We start from the raw sequence: 24,420 nt of genomic DNA on the forward strand, positions 1-24,420 counted from the left end.
TTTATTGGTTTTATTAAAATTATTGCTATGGTAGACTAGACTATGGAGGTGTATGACATGTTAGCAACATTTGGTATGGTAACCCCAACTGTAATGATCATTGTATTAATCATTGCATTGGTTATTTTTGGGCCCGGAAAACTACCTGAGCTTGGCAAGGCTTTGGGACGAGGAATCTCTGAATTTAAATCGGCAACCAATGGCGAAGAGGAAGAAAAGAAAGAAGTTGAAAGCAAAGAAGTTTAACCCCAGGGTAACTGTAATGCTCTTTCTTTTCTAAGTACTGTAAATTGATGGAACGAATAGACAGGAAGCAGGCATAACCAGCTGTAAGCGGGCGCCTGCTTTTTCTTTTAAATTAAAAGAACATGCCGCATTATATCTATAATAAAGATCTGCGGCACGTCCTTAACTTCTGTGCAAAATATTTAAGCTAATACAGCGCTATTGCTAGTCACCATCCATTTTTAACACCTCTTCAACAGATATTTGACTTTATTATATATCCTTTAGTATGGACAAGCAAATTACCAGTTATACATTTTTATACATAATATGTATTTGAATTAAAAAGGTGAAAATCAGGTGAATTCCCAGCTTATCCGATAGTAATATAATAGGCTGGGGTTATCAATGACCCATTCATACACATCATTATTACCAATTATTTTACAATGGATTATTTGTGGCTGGGATAAATTAATTTGCGCAAAACTATCGGCATAAACGCAGCGCTTGACACCTTTCACCATGTCGTTAGGGACACAAAGCCTTAGTATGATTCTTTCTGTTGGGTTTCTTACTAAATGTCCGATCATGGGCTGCATTATTTTTAATGAATCGCCTAGTTCATATTTCAACTTAAAGGTGGTAGGCTGGTTTTTCTCCAAGGGTACATCAAAGATGATTTTGGCCGTAGTTAACGGGCTGGCATCCTTGCATAGCTCTACTTTATGATTATGGGCCGATTCAAGAATTGGTGAACTGATATAATCACCTGTCCAGTTATGAGAACGTTTCATTTCACTTATTTCTTTTAAAGCAGATATATTATAATTTGAAGAATAGGCGATATTTTCCCGGGTTTTAAAGTGCAATTCTGTTTCGATTTCTTTATAGATATAATCCATTGAAAGTGAAGGGAACCTGGGTTTGAATTTATTCGAGTTATTCCTATAGAACTGGATGGAGCCCACTAACATTGCTCCTATAGAAATCCCTGCAACTAAATACTGCCAAAACAAAACAACTTCACTATGCCATAATGAAACTATATTTGCCGCAATTAATGACCAAAGGCTAATCAGGATAACCCAGATAATCGATGCGGATAAACTAGATACGATGCCCACCTTGTATTCCACAGTAAACTTTTTATCTAGTTTCATTTTATTCCCTCGCGATAATTCCATTTTTTACCTAATAGGTATAATTCGGCATAGTGCCGATAATTCCTTCTTGGGATGGGAGAATTATTGCACAAGGAAATGGGGTTAGGGGAGGGAGGACTGGTTAAACTAGAGTGGAACTTGAAATCGATAAGGAAGTGTATCTGTGGATATTGCCAAAGAAGTTTCTAATCCCCAATTGATTTATTCGTTTGTCAAAACCATATTTCCAGCGGTAAAGGCTCAGCTGAGCTTCTGGGAAGAGAAAGCGGGGCGTTGTCCTGACCGGGTGCTTGGGGAGCAAGCCCTGGCCAGTATAGCCCATAAGGAATTTCATTGTTTAGGGGGCAGTATTTATTCTCTGTATCCCGGGGCCAGGGTTGCCGAGGTGATTGAGTTTGTCGTGGCCTATCAGACCATCAGCGATTACCTGGATAATTTGGTGGATGCCCTGGAGATTCAGGATGAACAGGCTTTTCGCCAGCTTCATCTGGCCATGACTGAAGCTCTGGATGCCGATGCCCGGTGTTCCGATTACTATGCTTATTATCCTCACCGTGAGGACGGAGGTTATTTGGCCGAATTGGTACAGACCTGTCAGAGGAGGGTGCAAAAGTTGCCTTCTTATGAAGTCGTTCGGCCCTACATGATGAAACTGGCTGAGCTTTACACTTTGCTTCAAGTCAGCAAACATTTGCATCCGGCTGAGCGTGAACAAAAGATGTTAGGCTGGTTAGAGCAGGTCATTCCTGAATATCCGGGGCTATCCGTCTGGGAGCTGGCAGCTGCCACAGGATCAACCCTGGGGACGTTCTGCCTTTTTGCTATGGCTTATGATGCTCAGCTGACGGACAGAGAAGCAAAAAAAGTCAGGGATGCCTATTTTCCCTGGATTACAGGCTTGCATATTCTTCTGGACTATTTTATCGATCTTGAAGAAGACAGAAAGACCAACCAATTAAATTTTGTCGAGTATTATGCTTCAAAAAAAGAGCAGCAGGAGCGGCTGCTGCTCTTTGTAGAGACTGCTCTCAGTCAGGCAAGGTCTTTGCGCTACCCGGATTTTCATGAAGCCATTATCAGGGGGCTGCTGGCTATGTACCTATCCGACCAAAAAGGAAAATCCAGAGAATGCGGTCAAGTGACCGCGGAGCTGATACGGGCAGGGGGCAGGCCTGTTAAGGTGCTGTTCTGGATATGTCTCCAGTTAAGAAAAAAAGGCAAGCTATAGCTGCCTCTATGCTTGACGATAAAGGATAGTATGGGTGAGTTCGCTCAGGAAGGTTTTGGAGGGCGAAGGGGGGAGGGAGCTCAAGGCCTGAACGGCGGTTTGAGCACAACGAAGGGCAGTGGTAAAAGCTTCATTCAGGGCCCCTGAGGAAATAAGGGCCTGAATAATTCTCTGAACATTCGCCGGGGATAAATCCCGGGCTTGCAGCATCTCTCTTGCCCAAGGTCCGTAGAGGGGCTTATCCAAAAGATAGATGACGGGTAAAGTGATGTAACCGTTGAGGAGATCGGCGGCTGCGGGTTTACCTGTTACCTGGGGATTGCCAGTGAAGTCCAGAATGTCATCAATAATCTGATAGGCATACCCCAGATTCATGCCATACTGGCCAAGGGCTTCGACGGCCTCCTGGTTTGCCCCCGCACTGGCCGCACCGGAGCAGCAACAGCTTGCTAAAAGAATTCCTGTTTTCTGGGCAATGCGCTGGAAATATTGGCTGGGTTCAACAGCTAAGTCACAGCGTTGTTCAGCCTGTTGTATTTCACCGTCACACATGGATTGAATGGCGTCCACCAGGTAGGACATACTCGTAAGGAGATGTTTATTGGCTAAAATACGAAAGGCCTCGGCAAACACATAGTCCCCGGCTAAAACGGCCACCTGATTCCCCCGTTGCGAGTTGATCGTGGGTATGCCCCGCCGCCGGTCCGAATGATCGATGACATCATCATGAATCAGGGAAGCCATGTGAATTAATTCTGCGGCCACCGCCGCATCAAGTGCCGCCGAGTTGAGAGGGCCAAAACACTGGGCGCTTTGTAAGGTCAGCAGGGGCCTTAATCGCTTCCCACCTGAGTCAAGGAGCAGGAGACAAGAATCTTTGATGGTGTCCCCAGCTCTCAGAAAAGATTCCCGAAGCCGCTCTTCGACAATGAGCAATTCGGGAAAAGAGATAGCGGAGTTTGCGGATTTTATGGTTACAGAAGCCATATCCGGAGAAGCCATGAAATCAGTCCTTTACACTAACCTTTTCCTTAGTATTCCATGTTGATGAAAAAGGATACCTTAAAGGATTGGGATCTTGAACGTGCTCTCCTTCTGGGCTATACTGGAGAAAGCAAAAAGATGGATGCTTGCGGAAAGAGTTGTTAAGGAGGAAACGGTGATGTTGCAAGGGAAAACCGCTTTAATCACAGGAGGAGCGACAGGAATTGGCCGCGCCATTGCTTTAAAGCTTGCCCAAGAGGGTGTTAATATTGCTGTCAATTATTCCCGCTCCCGGGAAGATGCCGAACAAACCTCTCAGGAGATCGAAAAACTCAAGGTAGCCTGCAGGATTTATCAAGCCAATGTGGCAAAGGATCAAGAGGTTCGGGAAATGATCGGTGCAGTGGTCCGGGATTTTGGACAATTGGATATTCTTGTCAATAGTGCGGGAATGACTCATTTTGTTGAGCATGCCGATCTTGAAGGCATGAAAGATGACTATTGGGACGAGATTTTCAGTGTCAATGTCAAAGGCCTTTTCAATACCTGCCGTGCCGCGGCGGAAGCCCTCAAGAAGCAAAAAGGCTGTATCGTTAATATTACTTCTATCGCCGGTCTGACCGGATTGGGGAGTTCTATCGCCTATAGTGCTTCCAAAGCCGCTGCGATCAGTGTCAATAAATCCTTGGCCCGGGTTCTGGCTCCCGATGTCCGGGTTAATTCAGTGGCCCCAGGAGTAGTGTTGACCCGCTGGGTCAGCGGTCAAGAGGAACATATCACCCGCATGGCTGAGGGAACCCCTTTACAGAAGGTGTGTACTCCGGAAGATGTGGCTGAAGTCGCCTATGCTTTAATCGCCCATGCCGGATTTGTCACAGGTCAAACCTGGGTTGTGGACGGTGGCAATTTTATCTGATCATCAAGTTTGGTTTAGGCTTTCAGGTTTAGGGAGAGGATGATATGTTCAAGAGAGAGCATATATCCTCTTTTTTTGAAAAAGCCGGGCCGCGGCTTAGTCCTTGAAGGGTAAGGATTCCAACATGCCCAAGGCTTTGGTGCAGTATTCCAGAATTTCACGGCGGCGGACAATCCCGATAAAGATTTTTTGATCATCCACCACCGGGATAAAGTTCTGCTCAACAGCCCGGGAGATCAGGTCTTCCATGCGGGAGTTGATGGAAACCGGATAGTTTTGAATATGCTGTTCGATCTCTGTCAGCCGGATGCTCTGAGTGTTTTGAAAGTTGAGGCCGGGAGTATTTTTAAGCTTCCACAGAAGATCCCCTTCCGTAATCGTGCCGCGGTAGCAGCCCTGGTCATCAATAAGGGGAATGGCCGAGTAACGGTGGAATTCCATTTTTTCTATAGCCTGACGCATGGTAGAATTGATCTTGAGGTAAATTACATCTTGCTTGGGTATCAGGAAAAAAGCAACATTCATCGTTTTGAACACCTCTCTTTGTTTAACAGAAAGAGTAAAGATTCATTAGCCTGCCCTAGTATAGTTCAGCACAAATTAATTTGCAAGAGTATTTGTTTAAGGAGAATGAAAATATGAAAGCAGCTTATCTTGATTGTTTTTCCGGTATCAGCGGGGATATGCTTTTGGGCGCCCTGGTCGATGCAGGATTGGATTTTAATCTTTTGCAGAGGGATTTGGCTGGCTTGGATCTGGATGAATATGAATTGTATGAACAGAAAGTCCTTAAACAGGGAATCAGGGGTACCCAGATCCATGTTCACGCTTTGGAAGGTCATGTCCACCGCCATCTGTCGGATATTCAGGCAATCATCGGCAGAAGTGCTTTGCCTCCCCAGGTTAAAGAGAAGAGCTTAGAGATATTTACCCGTTTAGGGAAAGCTGAAGCGAAGATTCATGGCACCGATATCGAACAGATTCATTTTCATGAAGTCGGCGCAGTCGACGCTATTGTGGATATTGTCGGGGCAGTCATAGGCTTTTGGCGTTTGGGGATTGAAAAGGTGTTTGCTTCGCCAATTCATGTAGGGAAAGGCTTTGTTAAGGCGGCTCATGGGCTGCTGCCCGTACCTGCTCCGGCTACCTTGGAATTATTGACCGGGGTTCCGATCTATGCTCAGGATGTGGAAGGAGAGCTGGCTACTCCCACCGGAGCTGCCATAGTAACCGCCTATTGCCGGGAGTTTGGTCCATTCCCTAAAATTAGAGTAGAGAGAGTCGGCTATGGTGCAGGAGTGAAAGATTTAACCATCCCGAATCTATTAAGGCTGACCGTCGGAGAGCTGGCCGATGAGGATAAAGGGCAGGAGGGCATTCGGGAAGGAGAGGCATTAACCCTGGAAGTAAATATCGACGATATGAACCCGGAGTGTTACGATTATCTCTTTGAAAAACTTTTCCAAGCAGGAGCAATGGATGTCTATATCCAGACTATCCAGATGAAAAAAAACCGCCCTGCCGTACTGCTGACGGTGCAGACTCCCTATCATAAGCTGGAGGAAATGCGCAGGATTCTTTTCCAGGAGACGACCACCATAGGATTACGGGTTTATCCTATCAAAAAATATATGCTTCCTTACGAACTTCTTACTGTTGAAACAAACTACGGTTCAGCGAAGGTCAAGGTAGCTTTTATGGAAGGGAGAGCCTGCACGGTCAGCCCGGAGTACGAGGACTGCCGCCGGCTGGCCCGATTGACCGGAGAACCCCTTAAGCAGATCTATGAAGAGATAAAAGAAAAGGCGAAGATTTTACTTTATTCGACGAAATATCCTATGGACTAATTGGGCCAGATTTTGTAAGATATTTTTGTTAGGCTATTATTTGTTATCAATATAGAAAGGGAGTCAAATCTATGTGGAACCAGCAATTGCTTAGGCTCATTGAGGATATGAGAAAAGAGCTTAATCAATTAGGTAAGAGAAAGCCTCTTACCGACCCGGAAGTTATTAGTTTAAGCCAAAGGCTGGACGAGCTTCTCAACGAATATCACCTTACAGCGAAATAATGATTATTAATATGTAGCCCTATCAGCAGATAGGGCTTTTTTGTATCTTTTCGAACGGTCTACATCCCATGCTTCAATTACTGGAATTAAAGATATTCCAAATATAATCTTTGATGGTAATCATCGCTTTTTGGTACCCTTTGCTCCATATCCTGACCTCGTAGTTGTAGTCTTCGAGTGGTTTTTCGGCTTCGCGCTCGACAAAATCCAGTAATTGTTTTAGTTTTACATACAGTTCATCATTCATCATAATGCTCACTCCCTATTTGCCCTCTCTTTAATGTATGCACAGGGAGGCAGAGTCGTGTACAAGCTTTTAAAGTAAATTTATTTTTTTGCATATATTTTATAAACGGATTTTAAAATATTCTATTGACAAGTCGGCTTGGTTTTCATATAATGAATATTGTCTCGCGGACGTGGCGGAACTGGCAGACGCGCTAGTTTCAGGTACTAGTGAGTGTACGCTCATGGAGGTTCAAGTCCTCTCGTCCGCACCATAATGAAATTTTGAAGCCCTTGAAAAATCAAGGGCTTTTTCATTTTACATCTTGCAAGGACAGACCGCTGGAAGAGTTATTTCGATAAAGGGTATAATTTTAATTATTATAAATATAAATTTTTTATTAATCTTAATAATTGGTTGTTCATTTTTCACAGAAGCATAAGTATAATGGTTTTAAGGGAAATAGGCCCGTTTAAAGCCTTATAGGACCAAAGGGAAAATATTTTAGAGCAGAAAAAACAGAAGAGGATAAAGAGTAATTTTGGCGAAATTGTATATACGTTTTGTTTAAATGAGATAAAAAGTACATATTTGTAAATTGAGGGCAGGAGTGTTATATGCGTTTAGTAAATATTGCTTATGTGGGCGAAGGAGAAGTGCTTGCCCGACCGCTGGTTAGTCCCAACGGAAAGGTCCTATTGCAGGCAGGAGTAAAGCTCACTCGTAATTATATAGATAAATTATCCCATTTGGGGTTTGATACCATGTTTATTGAGGATGATACATTTCAGGATGTGGAGATTTATTCTGCGGTATCCATAAAAACACGTGAAGCAGCTTACGCGTCACTGGAAAATCTGAGCAAAAATCTCAATGAAGCACAACCTCACACCGTTAATCTGGGTGAGGTTAAAAAGGCAGTGCAAAACATCATCGCTGATCTTCTTTACAGCAAGGACATGCTGGGAAACGTTATGGAGATTCAGGGATACGATGATTATACTTTTCATCATTCCGTGAATACCACCATTATCGCCTTAATTATGGGAATATCTATGGGCTGGCATAACGGAAAACTGCTGGAGCTTGGCATGGGTGTGCTCATGCACGATGTCGGCAAGATAAAGATCCCTTCGGAGATACTTAATAAGAGAGGACCCCTTACTCCTGAAGAATTCGCGGAGATTAAGAAACATGCTGAATATGGATTTGAAATCCTCCGGAAAAACCATGACATTAACTTACTGTCTGCTCACATCGCTCTTCAGCACCAAGAGCGTTGGGATGGCAGCGGTTATCCGAGGGGATTAAAAGGGAACCAGATTCATGAATATGGCCGGTTAGCTGCTGTTGCCGATGTTTATGAGGCATTAACCAGCAAAAGGGTTTATCGGAATGCTCTGCAGCCGTATGAGGCCTACGAATATGTTATCGCCAATTCGGATACCCTTTTTGAACCTAAAGTAGTGCAGAACACCTTTTCCAAATGCATTACGCCCTATCCTACAGGTACAGGGGTCCGTCTTACCAACGGACTTCGCGGTAATGTGGTAAAGCAAAATTTCACTTTTCCCACCCGGCCTTATGTCCGAATGACCCATGAAGGAGAGATTCGCCTCATTGCCCCCATTGATTATAACCTGGCGGAACATCCTTCCTTGATGATTGTCGGCATAGAGAACAAATAAAGGATTAAGATTAAAGATGAAATAAAGAAGCAAAGCCGGATTTGGTATAGTATGCCCGGTTTTGCTTCTCTTTGCGTGGATTAGGTCAGTAAGGCAGACAGCTCTTCAGCTTTATGAACGGGTTTATGGCAAGCGTAATTCTGACACAGGTAGGCGGTCATCTTTTCAGAATCCAGGGGATAGTCTTTTAACCAAGGAATAAGCTCAGAAAGGGTACCCTCCTCATAAAGAAGAGTGGTATAGGGATGGAACTTTTTAAAGATTGTGGTCTTCATGTTCTTTAGCTCAGGATGCTGCAGAGAGCCGGCCAGGATAATCTCCCTGCTTTCCTGGAGAGCAAACTGGATGGCTTGCAGAAAAGCGCTGTACCCTGAAGGATAAGTGGCAAGGGTGGCTTTAAAGGCATTTATCTGTTCATAGGCTCTCTCTTCCAGCATGCCATCTCCGGTAAGCCGGGCCAGGCGGATCAGGTTCAGGGCAGAGATAGAATTGCCGGAGGGAGTTGCTCCATCATAGATTTCTTTAGGGCGGATCAGCAGTTCCTCAGCATCCCGGCCTGTTAAGAAGTATCCGGACTTTGCCCCATCCCAGAAAAGTTCATCCTGTTCTCTTTGCAGCTGGAGAGCGAATTCCAGGTGTTCCTTTTGGCCGGAAGCCTGATAGAGTTCAATAAGGCCCCAGATTAAAAAGGCATAATCATCCAAATAGCCTAAATGGGCGGAATCCCCATCACGGTAGCGGGCTAACAGGCGCTGGTTGGCATAGAGATTTTTCCGGATAAAATAAACAGCCTGCTCTGCTGCTTCAGCATAGGCGGGCTCGCCAAGGACTTGAGCGCCTTTGGCTAAGGCAGAGATCATTAATCCATTCCAGGAGGTGAGGATCTTGTCATCCTTGTGAGGAGGAATCCTTTCCTTGCGGACAGCAAAAAGCTTTTCCCGGGATTTTTCAAGGCGTCTTTTGAGGACTTCGAGGGAATGCTGCTCCTCTGAGCCCAGAGCTTCCCAATCTGTATCCAGAAGGTTGGGGATGCTTTTTCCTTCGAAATTGCCTTCCGGGCTGACTCCGTAAGCTTGGCAGTAGAGGCGGCCTTCTTCACTGCCAAGAATTTCGTGAATTTCCTGGGGAGTCCAGACATAGAATTTTCCTTCCACTCCTTCGGAGTCCGCATCTTCTGCAGAGTAAAAGCCTCCTTCCGGAGCGGTCATATCCCGGAGGACGTAGGAAAAGATCTCCCGGGCCTTTTGTTCGTCATAAGGGTCATGCTCTGCCTGATAGGTTTCAAGATAGGCGATGGCTAACAAGGCATTGTCATAGAGCATTTTTTCAAAATGGGGAACAAGCCAACGACGGTCCGTGCTGTAACGGGCAAAGCCAAAGCCCACATGATCAAAGATACCGCCTTGCCCCATGCGCTCCAAGGTGGTTCGGACCATAAGAGCTGCTTGCTGGGCTTCCAGCCCATCACCATGATCATGGGCGTAACGCAGGAGAAAGGTTAAATGATGGGGAGTGGGGAATTTTGGCGCTCGCCCAAACCCTCCGTATTGACGATCAAAGGACTTCTGCAGGGTTTGGAAAGCTGTGTCCAGAATCTCCTTAGCCCAAGGAATAAAATCATCCTGCTGAGCAGGGGTCAGTGAACTTACAGAGGGCTCTTCACGAGAAGTAACGGCCTTATAGATAGAGTCAGCCGAGCCGCGAATCTTGGGCTGATCTTTTGCCCAAAGCTCTCCCAGCTGGGACAAAAGATCGAGGATTCCCGGTCTTCCGTAGCGGCTTTCTTTGGGGAAATAGGTCCCAGCATAGAAAGGCTTCCGCTCATCTGGAGTCAGAAACAAAGTCAAAGGCCACCCCCCTGAGCCGGTGAGGGCCTGGCAGAATTCCATATAGATATGGTCTACATCGGGACGTTCTTCCCGATCCACTTTAATGGGCACAAAGTAACGGTTGATGAGCTGGGCGACCTCTTCGTCTTCAAAGGATTCCCGTTCCATGACGTGACACCAATGGCAGGTGGAGTAGCCTATGGATAGAAAGATGGGTTTGTTTTCTGCTTTTGCTTTGGCAAAGGCTTCTTCCCCCCAAGGATACCAGTCCACGGGGTTATGGGCATGCTGAAGGAGATAGGGTGATTTCTCCTGCAGCAATCGATTGGGTACTTTGTTTAAGTTAGTCATTATATCACCTTTTTTCACCATCAAATTCGGTTTTAGTATATCCTTAATGAGTGAAAGATACCATGAATTGTCTTATGATAAGAGAAGGGATAGAGGAGCACATGGTTGAATTTACAAAAGAGCACTTGGATTGGTGCTCTTTTGTAAATTCTCTGATACTTCTATCGTTTCCTTCTCTAAAGGGATGAATCATATTGAGCTCTGACATGTAATAGGCAGCCCTTGCCGAAAATTCTGCAGGGCTTAAAAGCCCTCACCTCTTAGTATTATTATACGAAAACTTAACATAAAAGATAATTTAGATAAGTCTATTTAAAGTAAATTATTGGTTATAGTAACTATTTTGCCATTAATGGCAGTCCACGGGGTTATAGGTGTGCTGGAAAGGATAGGATGATTTTTATAGCACAGCCGTTTGGTACGTCAAGATTAAGTTGAGATGTGCATAATCGTTTTGTTTTATTGGAATCATGAAATGCAGGGAAGGGTCTTTTCTGCTATGCTATGGTTACCTGAATAGGGAAGGAAGATTGTCTTGATCGACGTACATAATATGACCAAAAACTATGGTAAGTTAAAGGCTAACGATAATATCAATCTTTCGGTGTCGGCCGGGGAGCTTGCCGTTCTTCTGGGCCCCAACGGGGCGGGAAAATCTACATTAATAAAATCCGTATGCGGGCTGCTGCGGTATAAGGGTTCCATCACGATCGGCGGGCATGAAAACCATACGGTGGAAGCGAAGCGGCTCTTGGGGTATGTGCCGGAATTTCCCGTACTCTACCCGATGTTGACGGTGAGCGAACACTTGGAGTTCATTGCCAAGGCGTACCGGCTGGAAGGTTGGGAGGAAAGAGCTCAGGAACTGCTCCGCCGCTTTGAACTGGATGATAAGCAGCTGAAGTTGGGCAAAGAGCTTTCCAAAGGAATGCAGCAAAAGGTCAGTGTCTGCTGCGCGCTTTTGCCGGAACCCAAGACCGTTATTTTTGATGAACCGCTGGTCGGGCTTGATCCCCATGGCATTCGTGAGCTGAAAAACCTGATTGCCCGTCTGCGGGACAGCGGCTGTGCCCTGATTGTGAGCACCCATATGATTGAAAGCATGGAAGACAATTGGGATGTGACCTATATTATGGTCAAGGGCAAAATAGAGCGTGTGGTCCGCCGTGGGGATATAGCAGGCCAACGCCTGGAGGATGTCTATTTTGCGATCACGGAAGGACAGCTTCAAGGGGGTGCACAATGAGCAGCCTGGTGTTCCTCTTGGTGAAAAGCGCCAAAAACAGTTTTTTTGAGTTACTGCGCAAGCCGGCAAAGCTGATCATGTGGATTGTATTCCTGGCCATGATTGTGGGGCTCATCGTTCTTTCGCTGTTTACCACCCAGGAAGGGGACAGTTTCCAGGATATCATCTGGCTCAAGGGGATTCTTTTTCTGCTCATTCTGCTTTTTGTCGCGATTGCGGTTCAAAAAGGACTTTCCAACGGTGATGCGATCTTTGAGATGAATGATGTCAATTTGCTGTTCGTTTCTCCGGTCAATCCCCGCCTGATTTTGATGTACGGAATTGTCAAAATGGCCAAAACGTCCTTTCTCGCCGGATTTTTTATTCTCTTCCAAAGCAATTCGCTGAAGCTCGGCTTTGGGGTTGGATTTGACGCAGTGCTCATTGTCCTGCTTGGGTTTATGCTGGCCAACAGCCTGCTTCAGGTTATATCCCTGTTGATTTACACCCTGACCAACAGCAGGCCCAGGCGGAAAATGGCGGTGAAAATCATCGCTGTAGCGCTCTTTCTTCCGCTTATAGCAAAGTTGGGCATCCAGCTTGCCGGGGCCGGTAACCCGATGACTGCGCTGGAAAACACCATGCGCTCACCGGTATTCTCCTGGACACCGGTAGCAGGCTGGACCTCGGAGGGTGTTGTTGCGCTGATTGCCGGCGACCTGGCAAAGGGTCTGCTGTTTCTGGGCATAACGGTGCTGACCGGTGCACTCCTGATTCTCTATATCGCCTTGAGCAACCCCGATTATTATGAGGATGTGCTGGTGGCCACGGAAACCACCTTTGAGAAAAAACGCAGCCTGTCCGAGGGGCAGATTAACCCGGAAGCTGCTTCGACTAAGAAAATAAAGGTGGCCGGGACGGGCATCAGCGGACTTGGTTCGAACACTATTTTTTATAAACATCTGCGTGAATCCTTCCGCGCCAACCGGTTTGGTCTTTGGGGCTTGCCATCCGTGATTATGATTGTGAGCGTGGCGATTCTTTCTTCGTTTCTGCCTTCCGATGCCGGCGGTCTATTGATTATCCTGCAGATTCTGATGTGGATGCAAATTTTCATGATTGGGACAGGGAGAGGGTTGAAGGAACTTTATACCCATTATATCTACCTGATTCCCGAGAGTTCTTTTCGGAAAATCGTCTGGAGCAATTTGGAGATTGCTTTTAAGGTTCTGGTGGAAAGTGTGGTTTTGTTCTCTGTCAGCGGTTTGATCATGGGTGAAACTATTGTGTTGATCCTTCTGACCATTGCGGTTTATACTTTGTTTTCTTTCCTGCTGCTGGGCATCAATTATTTATCCATGCGCTGGACGGGTGCGGACATCAGCGCCGGGATGATGATCATGCTTTACATGTTCGCCGTCATGATCATCATGGCACCGGGTTTGGCGGCCGCGATTGCCCTTGGCACTACGATCGAAGGGATTGGGGTGTTGATCGGAATGGGAGTTCTCGCCGGATGGGAGCTCTTTGCCGGTCTCCTTTGCTTTGCCCTGTCCAGGGGAATTTTGCATAACAGCGATATGCCTGTGTTAAGAACCGGAAAATAATGCGGAAACTATCACTCAAGGACAAAACAAAACGGATGTCCCACAGGGTCAAACATGACCGTCCACTCGTCGCTATACTGGGTATCTGCTTTGGTTGCGCCGCATGAAATGGCGTGTTTCACAGCACGTTCCATATCTTCCTTGCTTTGTACCGCAAAGTCCATGTGCAGCATCTGCTGCTGAGCATGAGGCTCTTCCGGCCAAACAGGCGAAACGTAATCCGTATTGGTTTGAAAGGCGATCTTAACATCACCCAATGGGGAACGGATATCCAGAAACTCCCCTTCCTCTACATAATCCTTTTCCCAGCCAAGCATCCGGATATAAAAATCAGCTAAAGCTTGAATATCGGGGCAATCAATGACAATTGATTTCAGTTTGATTGTGGGTACGTTATTCATTTGCCGGCTCCTTTCCAAAAATATAAGGCTTTTATTATGTGCATTGTAGCACTTTGTTGAAATATATTCCAGGTATTGAGCAGCTTCTTAAACCACCTTTTTAATGGACAAATACTGATAACCTTCCGCAGTAAAGCGGAGAGTATAGGCTTTGGTATAGAAAACATTTTCGTATTCAGGATCACAATAGTCAACTGTTAGCTTCAAGGTATCACTATTAAGCTGTTCTTTCGCAACTAATTTGGGAAAGCGGCCCCCGCCGAATCCACCCAGGCCGCCGACCACAATCTCTTGTGCTTGCGGCTGGTAACCGTCGATTTGAGCTGGGTCGAAGTTATGTCCGTCAAAATAGCGGTTTAACACCTCCTCGATATCAGCTATCGGGACATGATATTTATCATCTGTTTTGGAATACCATTTCTTGTCTTGGTAGTTTCGCTCGTATACATATTGATTGCTGGTCATATAACAGAAAAAAGTAAAAAGCGTTTCAGAAGGAATATCCTTTGCGTAGGCGAAAAGCAAATCGTCCCCAAGACAAAGGTCTATACCGCTGCAGTAGCTGTCCAGCAGTTCTTCATCCGGCAACTTTAACGCCTGTTCCAGCCCTGGGACATTTGCCGGGGGCGGGACGTCATTGGTGCTGGGTGTGCTTTTCTTGTTGCAGCCTGACAGTAGACTCGCGGTAATCAATACTAATAAGAAGAGATAGACAGCTTTTTTCATTTTCTCATCCTCCCAAATTTTTAACTCTATATTATAAAACAATCGACATGATTTTTTGCAACAAATTATTTTCATTCTGAATCCAAAGACAAGCCTGGGCAGAAATGCCAGGCTGAATTTTTTAGATCGGCTGTTCCTTAGTTACAGAACAAAATCATGTTCAGATGCTTCCCTCCTAACCCCTCCTGCAGTTACCATAAACACCTATTTAAAGGAATATGTGTTATTATTGTTATGAGAGGAGGAGTGAATGTACGGTGCTGATGTTATTAACCAGTATAAAAGATGATAGCGATAGAGCTTTTATATTAAGTTTATATCAGGATTATTACGGTCTCGTCCGTAAGAAGATTTTTGATATCACCCGTGACCAGGAAAGCCTGGAAGATCTGATCAATGATACCTTTATTAAACTTATGGAAAAGATTTCTCTAATTCGAACTTTAGAGTGTTGCAAAACAGCCGCCTATGTTGTCTATACTGCTAGAAGCGTGGCGATTAACTTTATAAAACACAGAGATGTGGAAAATAAATATTTGTTTTATGGGGCAGGGGAAGATTTAGCTGAGAAGATTCCTGACTATGAAGCAGTTGAGGAGAGCATTATTCGCGAGGAACGAATTGAAGAGCTGGGTAAGGCCATAGCCAAGCTTCCGGAAAAAGAAAAAGATTTGTTGTACTTTAAATATATCCTGGAAATGGATAATGAGCAACTCGGGCAAATCTTAGGTATAGCGCCCGCCAGTGTGCGGCAGTATTTGACCAGAAGCCGCCGCAAGGCCAAAAAGCTAATCGACAAGGAGGTGAATCAGGATGGCAAATAAGAGCCCGGAACAAACCCGCAAAAAGCTCTATGAGGACTATGAAGACAGCTTATTCAGGCTGATTATGGATGAAGCTGCCGAAGAAGAGGGAAAGGGTTATTTAGAAGAAATTGAACGCTTAAAAAGTGAACCGGAGTTTTTGCCATCCCAGGAAGCACTTGAGAAATTTAACCGACGACTGGATACCTACTTCAAAAAAGAGAATGCCGCCCTCAGAAGGAAGCGTATTATAGGCATTTCCAATAGAGCGGCTATAGCCATGCTGATTGTCATTGCTCTGTTATTTACCACGGTAGCAAGTGTGCAGGCTTTAAGAGTTAAGGTATTGAACTTATTTATAGATATTCAACAGGATCATACCTCTTTTCAAATAAGGGATGAGGATAATCGTGCCAATAGGGAAGGACCGGTTGTTAATTGGACTAAGGCCTATGTACCGACATATATACCGGAAGGATATGAAATCAGGGACATTTCCAGTAATAGCCTTGTTAAAACAATTGTGTTTAGTAATCTAAAGGACTCTACTATCACTTACTCGGAATTAAGTGAAGGAAGCAAACCTGCGTTAGATACAGAGGGTGCTGATAGATTTGAATCCATTGATATTAACGGGCATCAAGGAAGCATCATCGTTAAGAATTCCTTAGTCACACTTATTTGGGAAATGGATGGACATATGTTTATGGTCCAATCTCTAACCACTGAAGACATAGCAATAAAGATAGCTCAAGGCGTAAAATTCGTAGAATAAAAATTTTAAATTTTCTGTTGCAAAAAGCCTCCTTGCTTGTCTCTATATATGAGAAAAACTAAGGAGGTTTTATTGTTATGAAAAAACTTATCTGCATGCTACTTGTTATGTTTATGACTGCTTTCACCGGTGCATCGGTCAACGCAGCGGAGACCAAAGGCCTGGAAGAAAAAAGTGTTGTAAGCCCTCTATACACTTATATCTCCAGCATTATTCCAAGTTTCAAAATTGATTCGTCAGGAAAATCTACCTCCTATGGAGGTGCTTCAGCTTACAACAATAAACATACAATATATGTCAATGTTGAATTGGAGAAATCTTCTGGAAGCAGTTGGAGTACAGTGAAGAGCTGGAGCATATCCGGCCCTGGAGGTATGCTGGTTGGGACAGAAAATGACTACTATGTTACTTGGGGAACTTACAGGGTGTGCGTTACTGCTAAAGTATACGATGCTTTCGGCAAACTCTTGGAGACTCAATCAGCATATTCTCCTGTGATAACCTATTGATTATTGCAGTTGATAATTAAGAGATAAACCATTTGTGTGCTATGCGAGTCACTGGCACATGAATTGTTTATATAATTAACAGAGGAGGAAAAATTACATGAAAAGAAAACTTATCGCCAGTGTTGTCGCATTGGCCTTGGCATTGCCCTTGGGAGTGACCTCTGTTCTCGCCTCAGAAAATGATACATCTTCAATTGCTCCTTTATCTGCTCAAGCACCATTCTCTTTTGCGCTTCAAAAAGGTGCTGCCTCTTCTTCTAGTGCTGTGGCCTACAAGAATGATTATACCTCGGCTGAGGTTTATCCTCAAAACGGCACAATTTCTGCAAGTAATATAGTCGCCTTCCGAGTAAGAAATGGAGATCATACTACGGCCACAGGATTATATGAGAGAGACGATTTAACGTCTTTCGGCATGTACTATTATCCTGACTCAGGAAGTCCTGGGAATAAATATCTGTATGCGAATGCACCTTCAACGAATGCAAGTACTTGGGTAAGTATATCAGGTGTATGGTATCCTTAAGAAGATGATACCTAATCTTTAGAATCAAAACCAACCGGCATACTCGCTGCCGGATATTACAATAAGGGAGAGAGTTTGGGATGATAAAGTCAAGATTTTGGATAGCGATGTTACTTTTGTTTATACTCATAGCAGGAAGCGCTTGTCAGAAGCGGCCTGCCGACTCCGGGCAAGATATCCTAACCAAGCTTCCGGGGGGAGATTCTGAACAATTGATTCAAGCTCAGCTTGCCGAAAACTTGAGTATTGATGCAGAGATAGCCTCTACCCCTGCGGCTCAGAAGCTCAATACCTATCTGGTCAGCTCCCTCAAATTGGACTCACAAGTGCAGAAGCTGAAGGAAAGGCTCATTGCTGAGAGTAAGATTGTGGAAAGTGGGCACCCAGGAGAAGTTGAATTTTTTCGCACAACAGAGGGGAACTATTTGGCAGTAGGAGCTAATTATGTGCGCTTCGATACATCGTACTTTCAGCCCTATGTAAGTCAGCTCTTATTCAAGTATGTTATTCCTGGGGATACCACTTACAATTTAGACCATATCCAAGAGAGCCGGGATTTGGATTTGCCTTTTATGAAGCGTTCCCAGGCGGAAGCTGAGGTCAAAAAGATATTGACGGAAGTGGGGATTTCCGTCCATGACGACGTGGAAACCTATGCCCTGGATTCCAAAGCCTTACAGGCCTTGGAACAATCCATGAAGGAAAAAGGTGATCTGACAAGTCCTCGGGATGGAAGCATTGTGGTTAAGGAGCAATGGAGTGAAGAAGATAGTATCTATTATATGATTTTTCGCACCGATATTGACACTATTCCGGTTTACAATTTGGAACACGGCTCTGTTGAAAGCAATACCCTTGTGATGGGGAGCAGCATTTATGCCGCCTATTCTTCAAGGGGCGTGGAGTATCTGGATATTCATTACCCCTATGAAAAAAAGGCCGTTGCTGAGGAAACTTTACCAATCATCAGTGTTAAAGAAGCATTGGCTTCCGTCACGAATAAATATGCTAATATCATCCTGACCGAACCAACAATCATTACTGCTGTCGAATTTTGCTATGTGCCAACCTTGAACAGTCGTTCCCGGGAAGAGTTCAGGATGGTTCCGGCCTGGGTTTTTGAATTGGAGGAACACAGGACAATCGCTGATGAAAGCTATCTTGCTCATAGCAGAATGATCGTTGATGCCACTACAGGTGGTGAGATCTTATGAGGCGGCTTTTGCGCACCGTTCAAGTGGACGCCTACCGGGCTTTTTTTTCTTTCGGTTTTCTCCTGGCTGCCATGGGCATGTGTCTGTCCATGTTTTTCAATATCAGCACCGAGATTATAGCGATTAAAGAGGGATATGCGGATGTGCTTTACCTTTATAGAGTTGCCCATTTACAGGCTTTCACCATGCTTTCGGTGCTCTTGGCAGCCTTGCCTTATGGAGCCAGTTTCTGCACGGACTGGGATCATCAGTTTATTCGTCCGACTGTTATCCGCTCCGATGTTAAGCGTTATAGTGCTTCTAAGGTCATAGTCAGTGCTTTAGCCGGAGGGAGCGCCGTAGCTCTGGGGGAGCTGATCTTCATTCTTCTGCTGCGGTTTTCCGTGCCCTTGGTCAATGAAAAGGGACCGATGTTTCAAAATGCCCTTGACGATAACCTCTATGGAGGTTTGCTTTCCGAAGGACATTATCTTCTTTATTTTGCGGTTAGGATCGCCATGATTTTTTGCGTCGCCGCTTTTTTTGCCGTGCTGGCTTTTTGGATTTCGACTTATATTACCAATGTCTTTGTCACCTTTGCCTCGCCGATTTTGGCTTATTATTTTTTAGGGAAATTACTTCATGGGTTTGGTGTTCCCGGGTGGTTCAATATCATGAGTATTCTATCTGGAGTCTCCCTTGACCAACCGCTTTTCTCCTTGGCTTATGCTGTTTTGGCCGTGACCTTATCCTGCATCTTTATAGGGATTCTGAGCCTTCATCAGATTCAAAGGAGGCTGGAACATGGATAAGTTGCGTAAAATTCTTTTCTGCAGTATGCAAAATCTACTGAAATGGTCGGCTAACCCGCGGATTTATGTCCTTGGCTTGCTCCTTCTTGTTTTCTTAAGCGAAAGTGTAAGACCCATTGCTGAGTTTTCCAGTGCGGTCAATGTACCGGTGACACCCTGGGTTTTTCCTTATCTAGCCCTTCATCAATTGGTGCTCTTATGTATTATGCTGGGAGTCGTTTTGTTGTTTTGTGACGCGCCCTTTATTGATGCCCATCAACCTTATGTCATTATTCGCTCGGGAAAGAAGAATTGGTTGTGGGGTCAGATCCTCTATATTATGATCGCCGCCGCCTTGTATTTTCTGTTCATTGTGCTGTGTTCCATCCTGATGCTGCTGCCCAATTTGACGTATGCCAATGAATGGGGCAAAGTGTTCAGTACCTTGGCTTTGACTGATGCGGGGAATCAATTTAAGGTTGCCCTTCCCATCAGTTACCAGTTGCAGCATGCCTATACCCCTATGTCGGCCATGGTCTGGAGTTTCCTGATGAGTTGGCTGGTGGGTGTTTTTTTGGGTTTGCTAATGTTCGTGCTGAATATGCGCTTCAAACGGGAGATTGGAGCAGTAGTGGCTACAGCTTTGGTCTTCTTGCAATACTTTGCTTTTGAGGCCAGCGGTTTTTTAACCTTTTCTTTATCCCCTGTATCCTGGGCAAGTCTGGGTAATCTTGATATCACTCATACCTCGGCTTTGCCGTCTCTGACCTATGCCGTTTGTGCGTTAATTGGGCTTAACCTTATATTAATCCTTTTGGCAAATTTACTTAACCGGAAAAAAAGCATCGATGTCTTGCCACCGGTGTAAAGGAGAGAGAAGAATGGCTGCTAAAGATGTGCTGGTGATCCAGGAAGTTACAAAAAAGTTCAAAAATTCGACTGCCCTTCATGAGGTTTCTGCTGCTTTTGCAGCGGGGAAAATTCATGGCATCATTGGACGCAATGGTTCGGGAAAAACCGTGTTGTTTAAATGCATCTGCGGTTTCATGCCGGTTACCTCAGGACAAATTTTGGTTAATGGCAAGAAAGTCGGGGTGGATATCCAGGTGCCGGAGAATATTGGCATTATTATCGAAGCGCCGGGATTTTTGCCTCATTATAGTGGGTTCAATAATCTCAAACTGTTATCCCTCATTCACAGGCAAATTGATGATACTAAAATAAAAGAGACGATCAAACGGGTCGGGTTAGACCCTGAGAGCAGGAAATGGGTGAGTAAATATTCACTTGGCATGAGGCAACGCCTGGGAATCGCTCAGGCCATTATGGAAGATCCCGCTTTTTTGATTTTGGATGAACCCATGAACGGGCTAGATAAGCAAGGCGTTAAAGATGTCAGAGAACTTCTCCTGAACCTCAAAAAAGAGGGCAAAACCATGCTGATCGCCTCTCATAACTCAGAAGATATCGATCAGTTATGCGATACGGTGTTTGAAATGGATGCAGGGGTCATGACGAGGGTTCGCTGAAAAAAGTGGAGGCAAGCATATCAATTTCTTTGGCCAGCCAAGGTCCGCAGCCAGGAAGGGCATGAATCTCCCAGAGGTTATCATTTTGAGGGTCCTGAACTCCTAAGAAGGCATTGTCCTCACAATCAGGATCAATATAGATAATGAGATCCTTATGGGCCCAGGCATTCATTCCCTGCCCGGGGATATAAGGCTTGTAATCAGCCTGATCCAACTATGCTTACTGCCGGTATGATCATAAAAAAGCATCGTTTCATGGGGAAGATTTAGCTCGCTTTCTTTGATGACGGGAAGCTCCGCGGCACTTTTTTTCTCACGTTCAGAATCGGTGAATTCACTGCGGGATACCATCCACAGTATCTGTTCAATATCGGATACCAGTCCATAACTGCCAAGAGTTCGTAATTTATCGGAAGCATCATTGTTTATCCCCACGCATAACCAGAGCTTATCCCAGCCCCGTTGGTAAATGATAGATTCCAGTGCCGGCCGATCCTGAGACAGATCTCCCAGGGAACGGGATAATTCGGAAAGGGATTCCGGCGGGTTCTCCGGGGAAGTTGCAATGTTCGACTTAGCCGCTGTGCTGCAGGCAGTGCTCAGGGTTAGGGTGAGTACCAATATCGAGCCTATAGATGATATTTTTTTCACTCTCTCGTCCTCCGGATTATTTTTTCATCACTAATGAATCATTAGCAAAACCGGCGGTTTTCCCTCATCAAAACACCGGATGTGGATGAGGAATGGAAAAGGTTTCTTTTACGGCTTGAAGAATTGGAGTCTGAAGAGAAGAAAGACCGGGACCGCAGCCCCGGTTGAGATGGCCGCCAAGGTTATCGGCCTGAGCACTACAGCATTTCCTACATTTTCCCGATAAATTTTAAAATGGAACTAGGTGAATTCGGAATGAAAATTTCACAGAAAACGATTGTCATCGTACTTTTACTGCTCACCATAGGTCTGGGAATCGCCTTGGTAATCCAGTCTAGCGCAAAAAATGAGCTGGCATCCCAACTGAGGAAAGCTACTGCTGAAGTGGATCAAAGAGTAGAAGAGATACTAGACGAAAGAAAAGCAGCAAGAGAAAAACATCAGGATGCACAGGACAAACTGTATCAAGCAGTATCCCTATGCGGTGCCTACGACAGCTTTTTTGTGAATTCAGCTAAAAACTGGGGAATAGAACTCCCGCTGTATGAATATGACCTAAAGGATCAGGAGATTGTAGAGAAAGCGGAAGCCTATATTCAAAGCCAGATAAACCCTGAACAGGAATTGATCTATAAAATGGGGCCCGTCACTCAGAAAGAAAACGGGGACTATATTGTAAAATTTATCACCTATAACAAATTGGGTTTGGATACACATTTGAACAGAGATCCTGCTGATTTGGATAAGGATTTGGCTAAGATTACAAGAATTATGCTGATTCCGCTAAAAGGCTATAGCCTTAAATATAGTGATGGTCATTTTGAGTACTGGGGGTAGCATGAAAAAGTATCTTATGTGATCTTGGCTGGTTTATCCTTGGATTAAGGGGGAGCCAGCTTTTTCTTGTTGTAAAAAGCGGTCTTGGTTGTCTTACTTATGAGAAAGCAAGGTATTGCTTGCAGATAGGTAAGATTTTAGGCTCAACTTATTTATATTGTTGTTGTCATATAAGCAAGCATATCAATTTCTTTGGCCAGCCAGGGTCCGCAGCCAGGAAGGGCATGAATCTCCCAGAGGTTATCATTTTGAGGGTCCTGAACTCCTAAGAAGGCATTGTCCTCACAATCAGGATCAATATAGATAATGAGATCCTTATGGGCCCAGGCATTCATTCCCTGCCCGGGGATATAAGGCTTGTAATTCAGCCTGATCCAACTATGCTTACTGCCGGTATGATCATAAAAAAGCATCGTTTCATCATGGGGAAGGTTTAGCTCGCTTTCTTTAATGACGGGAAGCTCCGCGGCACTTTTTTTCTCACTTTCAGTATCGGTGAATTCACTGCGGGATACCATCCACAGTATCTGCTCAATATCGGATACCAGTCCATAACTGGCAAGAGTTCTTAATTTATCGGAGGCATCATTGTTTATCCCCACGCATAACCAGAGCTTATCCCAGCCTCGTTGGTAAATGATAGATTCCAGTACCGGCCGATCCTGAGGCAGATCTCCCAGGGAACGGGACAATCCGGGAAGGGATTCAGGCAGCGTCTCCGGGGAATTTACTGTGTTCGGCTTAGTCGCTGTGCTGCAGGCAGTGCTCAGGGTCAGGGTGAGTACCAGTATCAAGCCTATAGATGATATTTTTTCCATTCCTCATTCTCCCCAATGATTAGTTTCGTAAATATTAGACAACTAACCTGATAATTTGCAACAAGCAATGTGGCTGCATCAACCCCAAACTTACTGTGCCATAAAAAAATTAAATAGCAAATTTTGTAACCTTATCGCCAGATAAACCCTCTAAATAGTAGGGGAGTAAATTCGGCCGGCTGTTAAGCACAGTAGGGCAGCTAAGAAAGGAGGTAAGGGAATGAAATGGAAGAGTATGAACGAGCGGCAATTGGATGAGGCGATCAAAAGGGAGATTGAAAAGGAATTATCCCTCATTCCAGTTCCCGATGTGGATGAGGAATGGAAAAAATTTCTCTTGCGGCTTGAAGAACTGGAGTCTGAAAATAAGAAAGACCGGGACGGCAGCCCCGGTTGAGATGGCCGCTAAGGTTAGCTTCGGCTCTTTATGACGACAGCATTTTCCCCATTTTCCCGATAAACTCACCGATCTCGCCTTTGTATTTTTGGTGGGTTTCCGGGTCTGCCGGGGCTAATTTCGTCAGCTCCTTCAGCAACTCGTTGAAGGATTTGGTCAGGCTATCGAAATGAAAAATAATTTTGTTGGCGGATACTTTAGCCCGGGCAGCCTGGAGCTCTTTTTCCAGGGCGGCGATTTTGCCGGCCGAGGCGTCCCCTTTTTTGGCGGTCTCCAGTTGCTCCTGCAGGGTTCTGATGGTGGCCTCATTCGTTCTGCCGGCCGCCTTCAGCCCTGAGGCCTGTTTTCTCAGCTCGTCCCGCTCGGCGGTTAATTGAGTAATGGTGCCGGTGTTGGAATCCACGGTTTCCTGGAGCTCCGCATTTTTGCCGAGAGCCTCATCTCTTTCTTTGACAGCCTGCTGGAGTTCCCGGGTGGACATAGCGGACACTTCATTCTCAACGATGAATGACTCACGTTCAGCCTCCGGAACCCCCAGAAGGATAACCGCTTGGGTGTAGCTTAAACTCGTCATCGCTTCCGAATTTGCGCCGGCCTGGTGATCGGCGGCCAGTTTGGACCCGTACTCCGCGAAGACGCGCATCAGTTTATTGGCCGTGCTTTGGGAGTAACTCACTGAACTTTCCAGCCATTTCTGCCATTCACCGTGATTGACCATGGCCTTGGCCTCCGTCAGGCGGCGGCCAATCTCAATGGCACTGTGCAGGAGGATCTTTCCGGTTTGCTCTTTGATACTGTTGATTTCAGCCGCAATGATTTGAGGTGTGCGGCTGCTAAGTTCCAGATCCATACAATCTGCCCCTTTACTTATTATTCAGCTTTTCCAGTGGAAAAGCTCCATAAGATTCCGGCGCAGGGCCGGACTTGGGCATAAGAGCGGCCTGGTGG

29 protein-coding genes, 1 tRNA gene and 1 pseudogene are annotated in these 24,420 nt (G+C 45.2%); 19 read left to right on the forward strand and 12 right to left on the reverse strand.

Annotated features, from left to right (window positions below; genetic code table 11):
• Nucleotides 1-57 precede the first annotated feature (57 nt).
• A complete protein-coding gene (tatA, locus tag DESLBE_RS26205) occupies nucleotides 58-246 on the forward strand; it encodes a twin-arginine translocase TatA/TatE family subunit (RefSeq protein WP_015944555.1) in 189 nt (62 codons plus the stop codon).
• Between the two features lie 335 nt (nucleotides 247-581).
• Here the strand turns inward: tatA and DESLBE_RS26210 are convergent, their stop codons facing one another.
• A complete protein-coding gene (locus tag DESLBE_RS26210; protein ID WP_144678574.1) occupies nucleotides 582-1,388 on the reverse strand; it encodes a hypothetical protein in 807 nt (268 codons plus the stop codon).
• A 166-nt stretch (nucleotides 1,389-1,554) separates the two neighbouring features.
• Between DESLBE_RS26210 and DESLBE_RS26215 the strand changes: the two genes are divergently transcribed.
• Nucleotides 1,555-2,619: a tetraprenyl-beta-curcumene synthase family protein gene (locus DESLBE_RS26215; protein ID WP_144678575.1), complete on the forward strand. Its 1,065-nt coding sequence runs from the start codon at nucleotides 1,555-1,557 to the stop codon at nucleotides 2,617-2,619.
• Nucleotides 2,620-2,625: 6 nt separating this feature from the next.
• Here DESLBE_RS26215 and DESLBE_RS26220 read toward each other — a convergent pair whose 3' ends face one another.
• Entirely contained in the window at nucleotides 2,626-3,621 is a 996-nt protein-coding gene (locus tag DESLBE_RS26220; protein ID WP_018306812.1) for a polyprenyl synthetase family protein, read from the reverse strand.
• Nucleotides 3,622-3,781: 160 nt separating this feature from the next.
• On the opposite strand from DESLBE_RS26220, the gene DESLBE_RS26225 reads away from it, so the two are divergent.
• Nucleotides 3,782-4,519, forward strand: coding sequence for an SDR family oxidoreductase (locus tag DESLBE_RS26225; protein WP_011460169.1), 738 nt, complete (start codon nucleotides 3,782-3,784; stop codon nucleotides 4,517-4,519).
• A gap of 96 nt (nucleotides 4,520-4,615) precedes the next feature.
• Here the strand turns inward: DESLBE_RS26225 and DESLBE_RS26230 are convergent, their stop codons facing one another.
• Complete coding sequence (locus DESLBE_RS26230; RefSeq protein ID WP_011460168.1) at nucleotides 4,616-5,044, reverse strand: CBS domain-containing protein; 429 nt, start codon at nucleotides 5,042-5,044, stop codon at nucleotides 4,616-4,618.
• Between the two features lie 113 nt (nucleotides 5,045-5,157).
• Here DESLBE_RS26230 and larC point away from each other — a divergent pair, with 113 nt between their 5' ends.
• Both larC and DESLBE_RS26240 read left to right on the forward strand, forming a co-directional pair.
• The gene (larC, locus tag DESLBE_RS26235; RefSeq protein ID WP_018306813.1) at nucleotides 5,158-6,366 is read left to right on the forward strand and encodes a nickel pincer cofactor biosynthesis protein LarC; all 1,209 of its coding nucleotides are present in this window, start codon (nucleotides 5,158-5,160) and stop codon (nucleotides 6,364-6,366) included.
• Nucleotides 6,367-6,437: 71 nt separating this feature from the next.
• Entirely contained in the window at nucleotides 6,438-6,590 is a 153-nt protein-coding gene (locus DESLBE_RS26240) for an aspartyl-phosphate phosphatase Spo0E family protein (protein ID WP_018306814.1), read from the forward strand.
• A gap of 73 nt (nucleotides 6,591-6,663) precedes the next feature.
• Here DESLBE_RS26240 and DESLBE_RS26755 read toward each other — a convergent pair whose 3' ends face one another.
• Nucleotides 6,664-6,840, reverse strand: coding sequence for a hypothetical protein (locus DESLBE_RS26755; RefSeq protein WP_015944548.1), 177 nt, complete (start codon nucleotides 6,838-6,840; stop codon nucleotides 6,664-6,666).
• A 163-nt stretch (nucleotides 6,841-7,003) separates the two neighbouring features.
• Here DESLBE_RS26755 and DESLBE_RS26245 point away from each other — a divergent pair.
• Both DESLBE_RS26245 and DESLBE_RS26250 read left to right on the forward strand, forming a co-directional pair.
• A tRNA-Leu gene (locus DESLBE_RS26245) sits at nucleotides 7,004-7,090 on the forward strand.
• Between the two features lie 343 nt (nucleotides 7,091-7,433).
• Complete coding sequence (locus DESLBE_RS26250) at nucleotides 7,434-8,504, forward strand: HD-GYP domain-containing protein (RefSeq protein ID WP_011460119.1); 1,071 nt, start codon at nucleotides 7,434-7,436, stop codon at nucleotides 8,502-8,504.
• Nucleotides 8,505-8,584: 80 nt separating this feature from the next.
• Here the strand turns inward: DESLBE_RS26250 and DESLBE_RS26255 are convergent, their stop codons facing one another.
• Nucleotides 8,585-10,684 carry a thioredoxin domain-containing protein gene (locus DESLBE_RS26255; RefSeq protein WP_058490789.1) on the reverse strand — a complete coding sequence of 700 codons (2,100 nt, stop codon included), beginning with the start codon at nucleotides 10,682-10,684 and terminating at the stop codon, nucleotides 8,585-8,587.
• A gap of 43 nt (nucleotides 10,685-10,727) precedes the next feature.
• Nucleotides 10,728-10,913 (reverse strand): annotated as a pseudogene (locus DESLBE_RS27380) (Fic family protein); the annotation flags it as partial.
• 306 nt (nucleotides 10,914-11,219) lie between these two features.
• On the opposite strand from DESLBE_RS27380, the gene DESLBE_RS26260 reads away from it, so the two are divergent.
• Complete coding sequence (locus DESLBE_RS26260; protein ID WP_018306816.1) at nucleotides 11,220-11,930, forward strand: ABC transporter ATP-binding protein; 711 nt, start codon at nucleotides 11,220-11,222, stop codon at nucleotides 11,928-11,930.
• Nucleotides 11,927-13,516, forward strand: coding sequence for a putative ABC exporter domain-containing protein (locus DESLBE_RS26265; protein ID WP_018306817.1), 1,590 nt, complete (start codon nucleotides 11,927-11,929; stop codon nucleotides 13,514-13,516). The genes DESLBE_RS26260 and DESLBE_RS26265 overlap by 4 nt, the downstream gene beginning before the upstream one ends.
• Nucleotides 13,517-13,527: 11 nt before the next feature.
• Here the strand turns inward: DESLBE_RS26265 and DESLBE_RS26270 are convergent, their stop codons facing one another.
• Entirely contained in the window at nucleotides 13,528-13,917 is a 390-nt protein-coding gene (locus DESLBE_RS26270) for a VOC family protein (RefSeq protein WP_018306818.1), read from the reverse strand.
• A gap of 87 nt (nucleotides 13,918-14,004) precedes the next feature.
• Complete coding sequence (locus tag DESLBE_RS26275) at nucleotides 14,005-14,643, reverse strand: hypothetical protein (RefSeq protein ID WP_144678576.1); 639 nt, start codon at nucleotides 14,641-14,643, stop codon at nucleotides 14,005-14,007.
• Between the two features lie 257 nt (nucleotides 14,644-14,900).
• Between DESLBE_RS26275 and DESLBE_RS26280 the strand changes: the two genes are divergently transcribed.
• The 8 genes from DESLBE_RS26280 (at nucleotide 14,901) to DESLBE_RS26315 (ending at nucleotide 20,769) form a co-directional block, all read left to right on the forward strand.
• On the forward strand, nucleotides 14,901-15,467 hold the full coding sequence (locus DESLBE_RS26280; RefSeq protein ID WP_144678577.1) for a sigma-70 family RNA polymerase sigma factor: 567 nt from the start codon (nucleotides 14,901-14,903) through the stop codon (nucleotides 15,465-15,467).
• Entirely contained in the window at nucleotides 15,457-16,221 is a 765-nt protein-coding gene (locus DESLBE_RS26285; protein ID WP_144678578.1) for a DUF4367 domain-containing protein, read from the forward strand. Before DESLBE_RS26280 ends, DESLBE_RS26285 begins: the two co-directional genes overlap by 11 nt.
• 77 nt (nucleotides 16,222-16,298) lie before the next feature.
• Nucleotides 16,299-16,730 carry a hypothetical protein gene (locus tag DESLBE_RS26290; RefSeq protein ID WP_011460111.1) on the forward strand — a complete coding sequence of 144 codons (432 nt, stop codon included), beginning with the start codon at nucleotides 16,299-16,301 and terminating at the stop codon, nucleotides 16,728-16,730.
• 97 nt (nucleotides 16,731-16,827) lie between these two features.
• Nucleotides 16,828-17,256 carry a hypothetical protein gene (locus tag DESLBE_RS26295; protein WP_144678579.1) on the forward strand — a complete coding sequence of 143 codons (429 nt, stop codon included), beginning with the start codon at nucleotides 16,828-16,830 and terminating at the stop codon, nucleotides 17,254-17,256.
• 80 nt (nucleotides 17,257-17,336) lie between these two features.
• Nucleotides 17,337-18,470 carry a hypothetical protein gene (locus DESLBE_RS26300; RefSeq protein WP_144678580.1) on the forward strand — a complete coding sequence of 378 codons (1,134 nt, stop codon included), beginning with the start codon at nucleotides 17,337-17,339 and terminating at the stop codon, nucleotides 18,468-18,470.
• Nucleotides 18,467-19,261, forward strand: coding sequence for a hypothetical protein (locus tag DESLBE_RS26305; protein ID WP_011460107.1), 795 nt, complete (start codon nucleotides 18,467-18,469; stop codon nucleotides 19,259-19,261). The genes DESLBE_RS26300 and DESLBE_RS26305 overlap by 4 nt, the downstream gene beginning before the upstream one ends.
• Nucleotides 19,254-20,108, forward strand: a complete 855-nt coding sequence (locus DESLBE_RS26310) for a hypothetical protein (RefSeq protein ID WP_011460106.1) — start codon at nucleotides 19,254-19,256, stop codon at nucleotides 20,106-20,108. The genes DESLBE_RS26305 and DESLBE_RS26310 overlap by 8 nt, the downstream gene beginning before the upstream one ends.
• Before the next feature lie 13 nt (nucleotides 20,109-20,121).
• Nucleotides 20,122-20,769, forward strand: a complete 648-nt coding sequence (locus DESLBE_RS26315) for an ATP-binding cassette domain-containing protein (RefSeq protein WP_011460105.1) — start codon at nucleotides 20,122-20,124, stop codon at nucleotides 20,767-20,769.
• On the opposite strand, the gene DESLBE_RS27210 is transcribed toward DESLBE_RS26315, so the two are convergent.
• Entirely contained in the window at nucleotides 20,750-20,983 is a 234-nt protein-coding gene (locus DESLBE_RS27210) for a hypothetical protein (RefSeq protein ID WP_243131384.1), read from the reverse strand. The two genes, DESLBE_RS26315 and DESLBE_RS27210, sit on opposite strands and share 20 nt — an antisense overlap.
• Nucleotides 20,938-21,420 (reverse strand): hypothetical protein, encoded by a 483-nt coding sequence (locus DESLBE_RS26320; protein ID WP_011460104.1) that lies wholly within the window; start codon nucleotides 21,418-21,420, stop codon nucleotides 20,938-20,940. Before DESLBE_RS26320 ends, DESLBE_RS27210 begins: the two co-directional genes overlap by 46 nt.
• 255 nt (nucleotides 21,421-21,675) lie before the next feature.
• Here DESLBE_RS26320 and DESLBE_RS26325 point away from each other — a divergent pair, with 255 nt between their 5' ends.
• Entirely contained in the window at nucleotides 21,676-22,257 is a 582-nt protein-coding gene (locus DESLBE_RS26325; RefSeq protein WP_041272369.1) for a hypothetical protein, read from the forward strand.
• A 152-nt stretch (nucleotides 22,258-22,409) separates the two neighbouring features.
• Here DESLBE_RS26325 and DESLBE_RS26330 read toward each other — a convergent pair whose 3' ends face one another.
• Nucleotides 22,410-23,075 carry a hypothetical protein gene (locus DESLBE_RS26330; protein WP_011460102.1) on the reverse strand — a complete coding sequence of 222 codons (666 nt, stop codon included), beginning with the start codon at nucleotides 23,073-23,075 and terminating at the stop codon, nucleotides 22,410-22,412.
• Between the two features lie 220 nt (nucleotides 23,076-23,295).
• On the opposite strand from DESLBE_RS26330, the gene DESLBE_RS26765 reads away from it, so the two are divergent.
• Entirely contained in the window at nucleotides 23,296-23,472 is a 177-nt protein-coding gene (locus DESLBE_RS26765) for a hypothetical protein (protein ID WP_015944536.1), read from the forward strand.
• A gap of 28 nt (nucleotides 23,473-23,500) precedes the next feature.
• Here the strand turns inward: DESLBE_RS26765 and DESLBE_RS26335 are convergent, their stop codons facing one another.
• Nucleotides 23,501-24,322 carry a DUF3102 domain-containing protein gene (locus tag DESLBE_RS26335; protein WP_011460101.1) on the reverse strand — a complete coding sequence of 274 codons (822 nt, stop codon included), beginning with the start codon at nucleotides 24,320-24,322 and terminating at the stop codon, nucleotides 23,501-23,503.
• Nucleotides 24,323-24,420 lie beyond the last annotated feature (98 nt).

Source organism: Desulfitobacterium sp. LBE, assembly GCF_007830365.1.
Classification (GTDB): Bacteria; Bacillota; Desulfitobacteriia; order Desulfitobacteriales; family Desulfitobacteriaceae; genus Desulfitobacterium; species Desulfitobacterium hafniense.

Coding starts and splice junctions, on each gene's coding strand:
- tatA (WP_015944555.1), top strand. CDS start 58: ATGTTAGCAACATTTGGTATGGTAACCCCAACTGTAATGATCATTGTA.
- DESLBE_RS26210 (WP_144678574.1), bottom strand. CDS start 1,388: ATGAAACTAGATAAAAAGTTTACTGTGGAATACAAGGTGGGCATCGTA.
- DESLBE_RS26220 (WP_018306812.1), bottom strand. CDS start 3,621: ATGGCTTCTCCGGATATGGCTTCTGTAACCATAAAATCCGCAAACTCC.
- DESLBE_RS26225 (WP_011460169.1), top strand. CDS start 3,782: ATGTTGCAAGGGAAAACCGCTTTAATCACAGGAGGAGCGACAGGAATT.
- DESLBE_RS26230 (WP_011460168.1), bottom strand. CDS start 5,044: ATGAATGTTGCTTTTTTCCTGATACCCAAGCAAGATGTAATTTACCTC.
- larC (WP_018306813.1), top strand. CDS start 5,158: ATGAAAGCAGCTTATCTTGATTGTTTTTCCGGTATCAGCGGGGATATG.
- DESLBE_RS26240 (WP_018306814.1), top strand. CDS start 6,438: ATGTGGAACCAGCAATTGCTTAGGCTCATTGAGGATATGAGAAAAGAG.
- DESLBE_RS26755 (WP_015944548.1), bottom strand. CDS start 6,840: ATGATGAATGATGAACTGTATGTAAAACTAAAACAATTACTGGATTTT.
- DESLBE_RS26250 (WP_011460119.1), top strand. CDS start 7,434: ATGCGTTTAGTAAATATTGCTTATGTGGGCGAAGGAGAAGTGCTTGCC.
- DESLBE_RS26255 (WP_058490789.1), bottom strand. CDS start 10,684: ATGACTAACTTAAACAAAGTACCCAATCGATTGCTGCAGGAGAAATCA.
- DESLBE_RS26265 (WP_018306817.1), top strand. CDS start 11,927: ATGAGCAGCCTGGTGTTCCTCTTGGTGAAAAGCGCCAAAAACAGTTTT.
- DESLBE_RS26270 (WP_018306818.1), bottom strand. CDS start 13,917: ATGAATAACGTACCCACAATCAAACTGAAATCAATTGTCATTGATTGC.
- DESLBE_RS26275 (WP_144678576.1), bottom strand. CDS start 14,643: ATGAAAAAAGCTGTCTATCTCTTCTTATTAGTATTGATTACCGCGAGT.
- DESLBE_RS26285 (WP_144678578.1), top strand. CDS start 15,457: ATGGCAAATAAGAGCCCGGAACAAACCCGCAAAAAGCTCTATGAGGAC.
- DESLBE_RS26290 (WP_011460111.1), top strand. CDS start 16,299: ATGAAAAAACTTATCTGCATGCTACTTGTTATGTTTATGACTGCTTTC.
- DESLBE_RS26295 (WP_144678579.1), top strand. CDS start 16,828: ATGAAAAGAAAACTTATCGCCAGTGTTGTCGCATTGGCCTTGGCATTG.
- DESLBE_RS26300 (WP_144678580.1), top strand. CDS start 17,337: ATGATAAAGTCAAGATTTTGGATAGCGATGTTACTTTTGTTTATACTC.
- DESLBE_RS26305 (WP_011460107.1), top strand. CDS start 18,467: ATGAGGCGGCTTTTGCGCACCGTTCAAGTGGACGCCTACCGGGCTTTT.
- DESLBE_RS26310 (WP_011460106.1), top strand. CDS start 19,254: ATGGATAAGTTGCGTAAAATTCTTTTCTGCAGTATGCAAAATCTACTG.
- DESLBE_RS26315 (WP_011460105.1), top strand. CDS start 20,122: ATGGCTGCTAAAGATGTGCTGGTGATCCAGGAAGTTACAAAAAAGTTC.
- DESLBE_RS26325 (WP_041272369.1), top strand. CDS start 21,676: ATGAAAATTTCACAGAAAACGATTGTCATCGTACTTTTACTGCTCACC.
- DESLBE_RS26330 (WP_011460102.1), bottom strand. CDS start 23,075: ATGGAAAAAATATCATCTATAGGCTTGATACTGGTACTCACCCTGACC.
- DESLBE_RS26765 (WP_015944536.1), top strand. CDS start 23,296: ATGAAATGGAAGAGTATGAACGAGCGGCAATTGGATGAGGCGATCAAA.
- DESLBE_RS26335 (WP_011460101.1), bottom strand. CDS start 24,322: ATGGATCTGGAACTTAGCAGCCGCACACCTCAAATCATTGCGGCTGAA.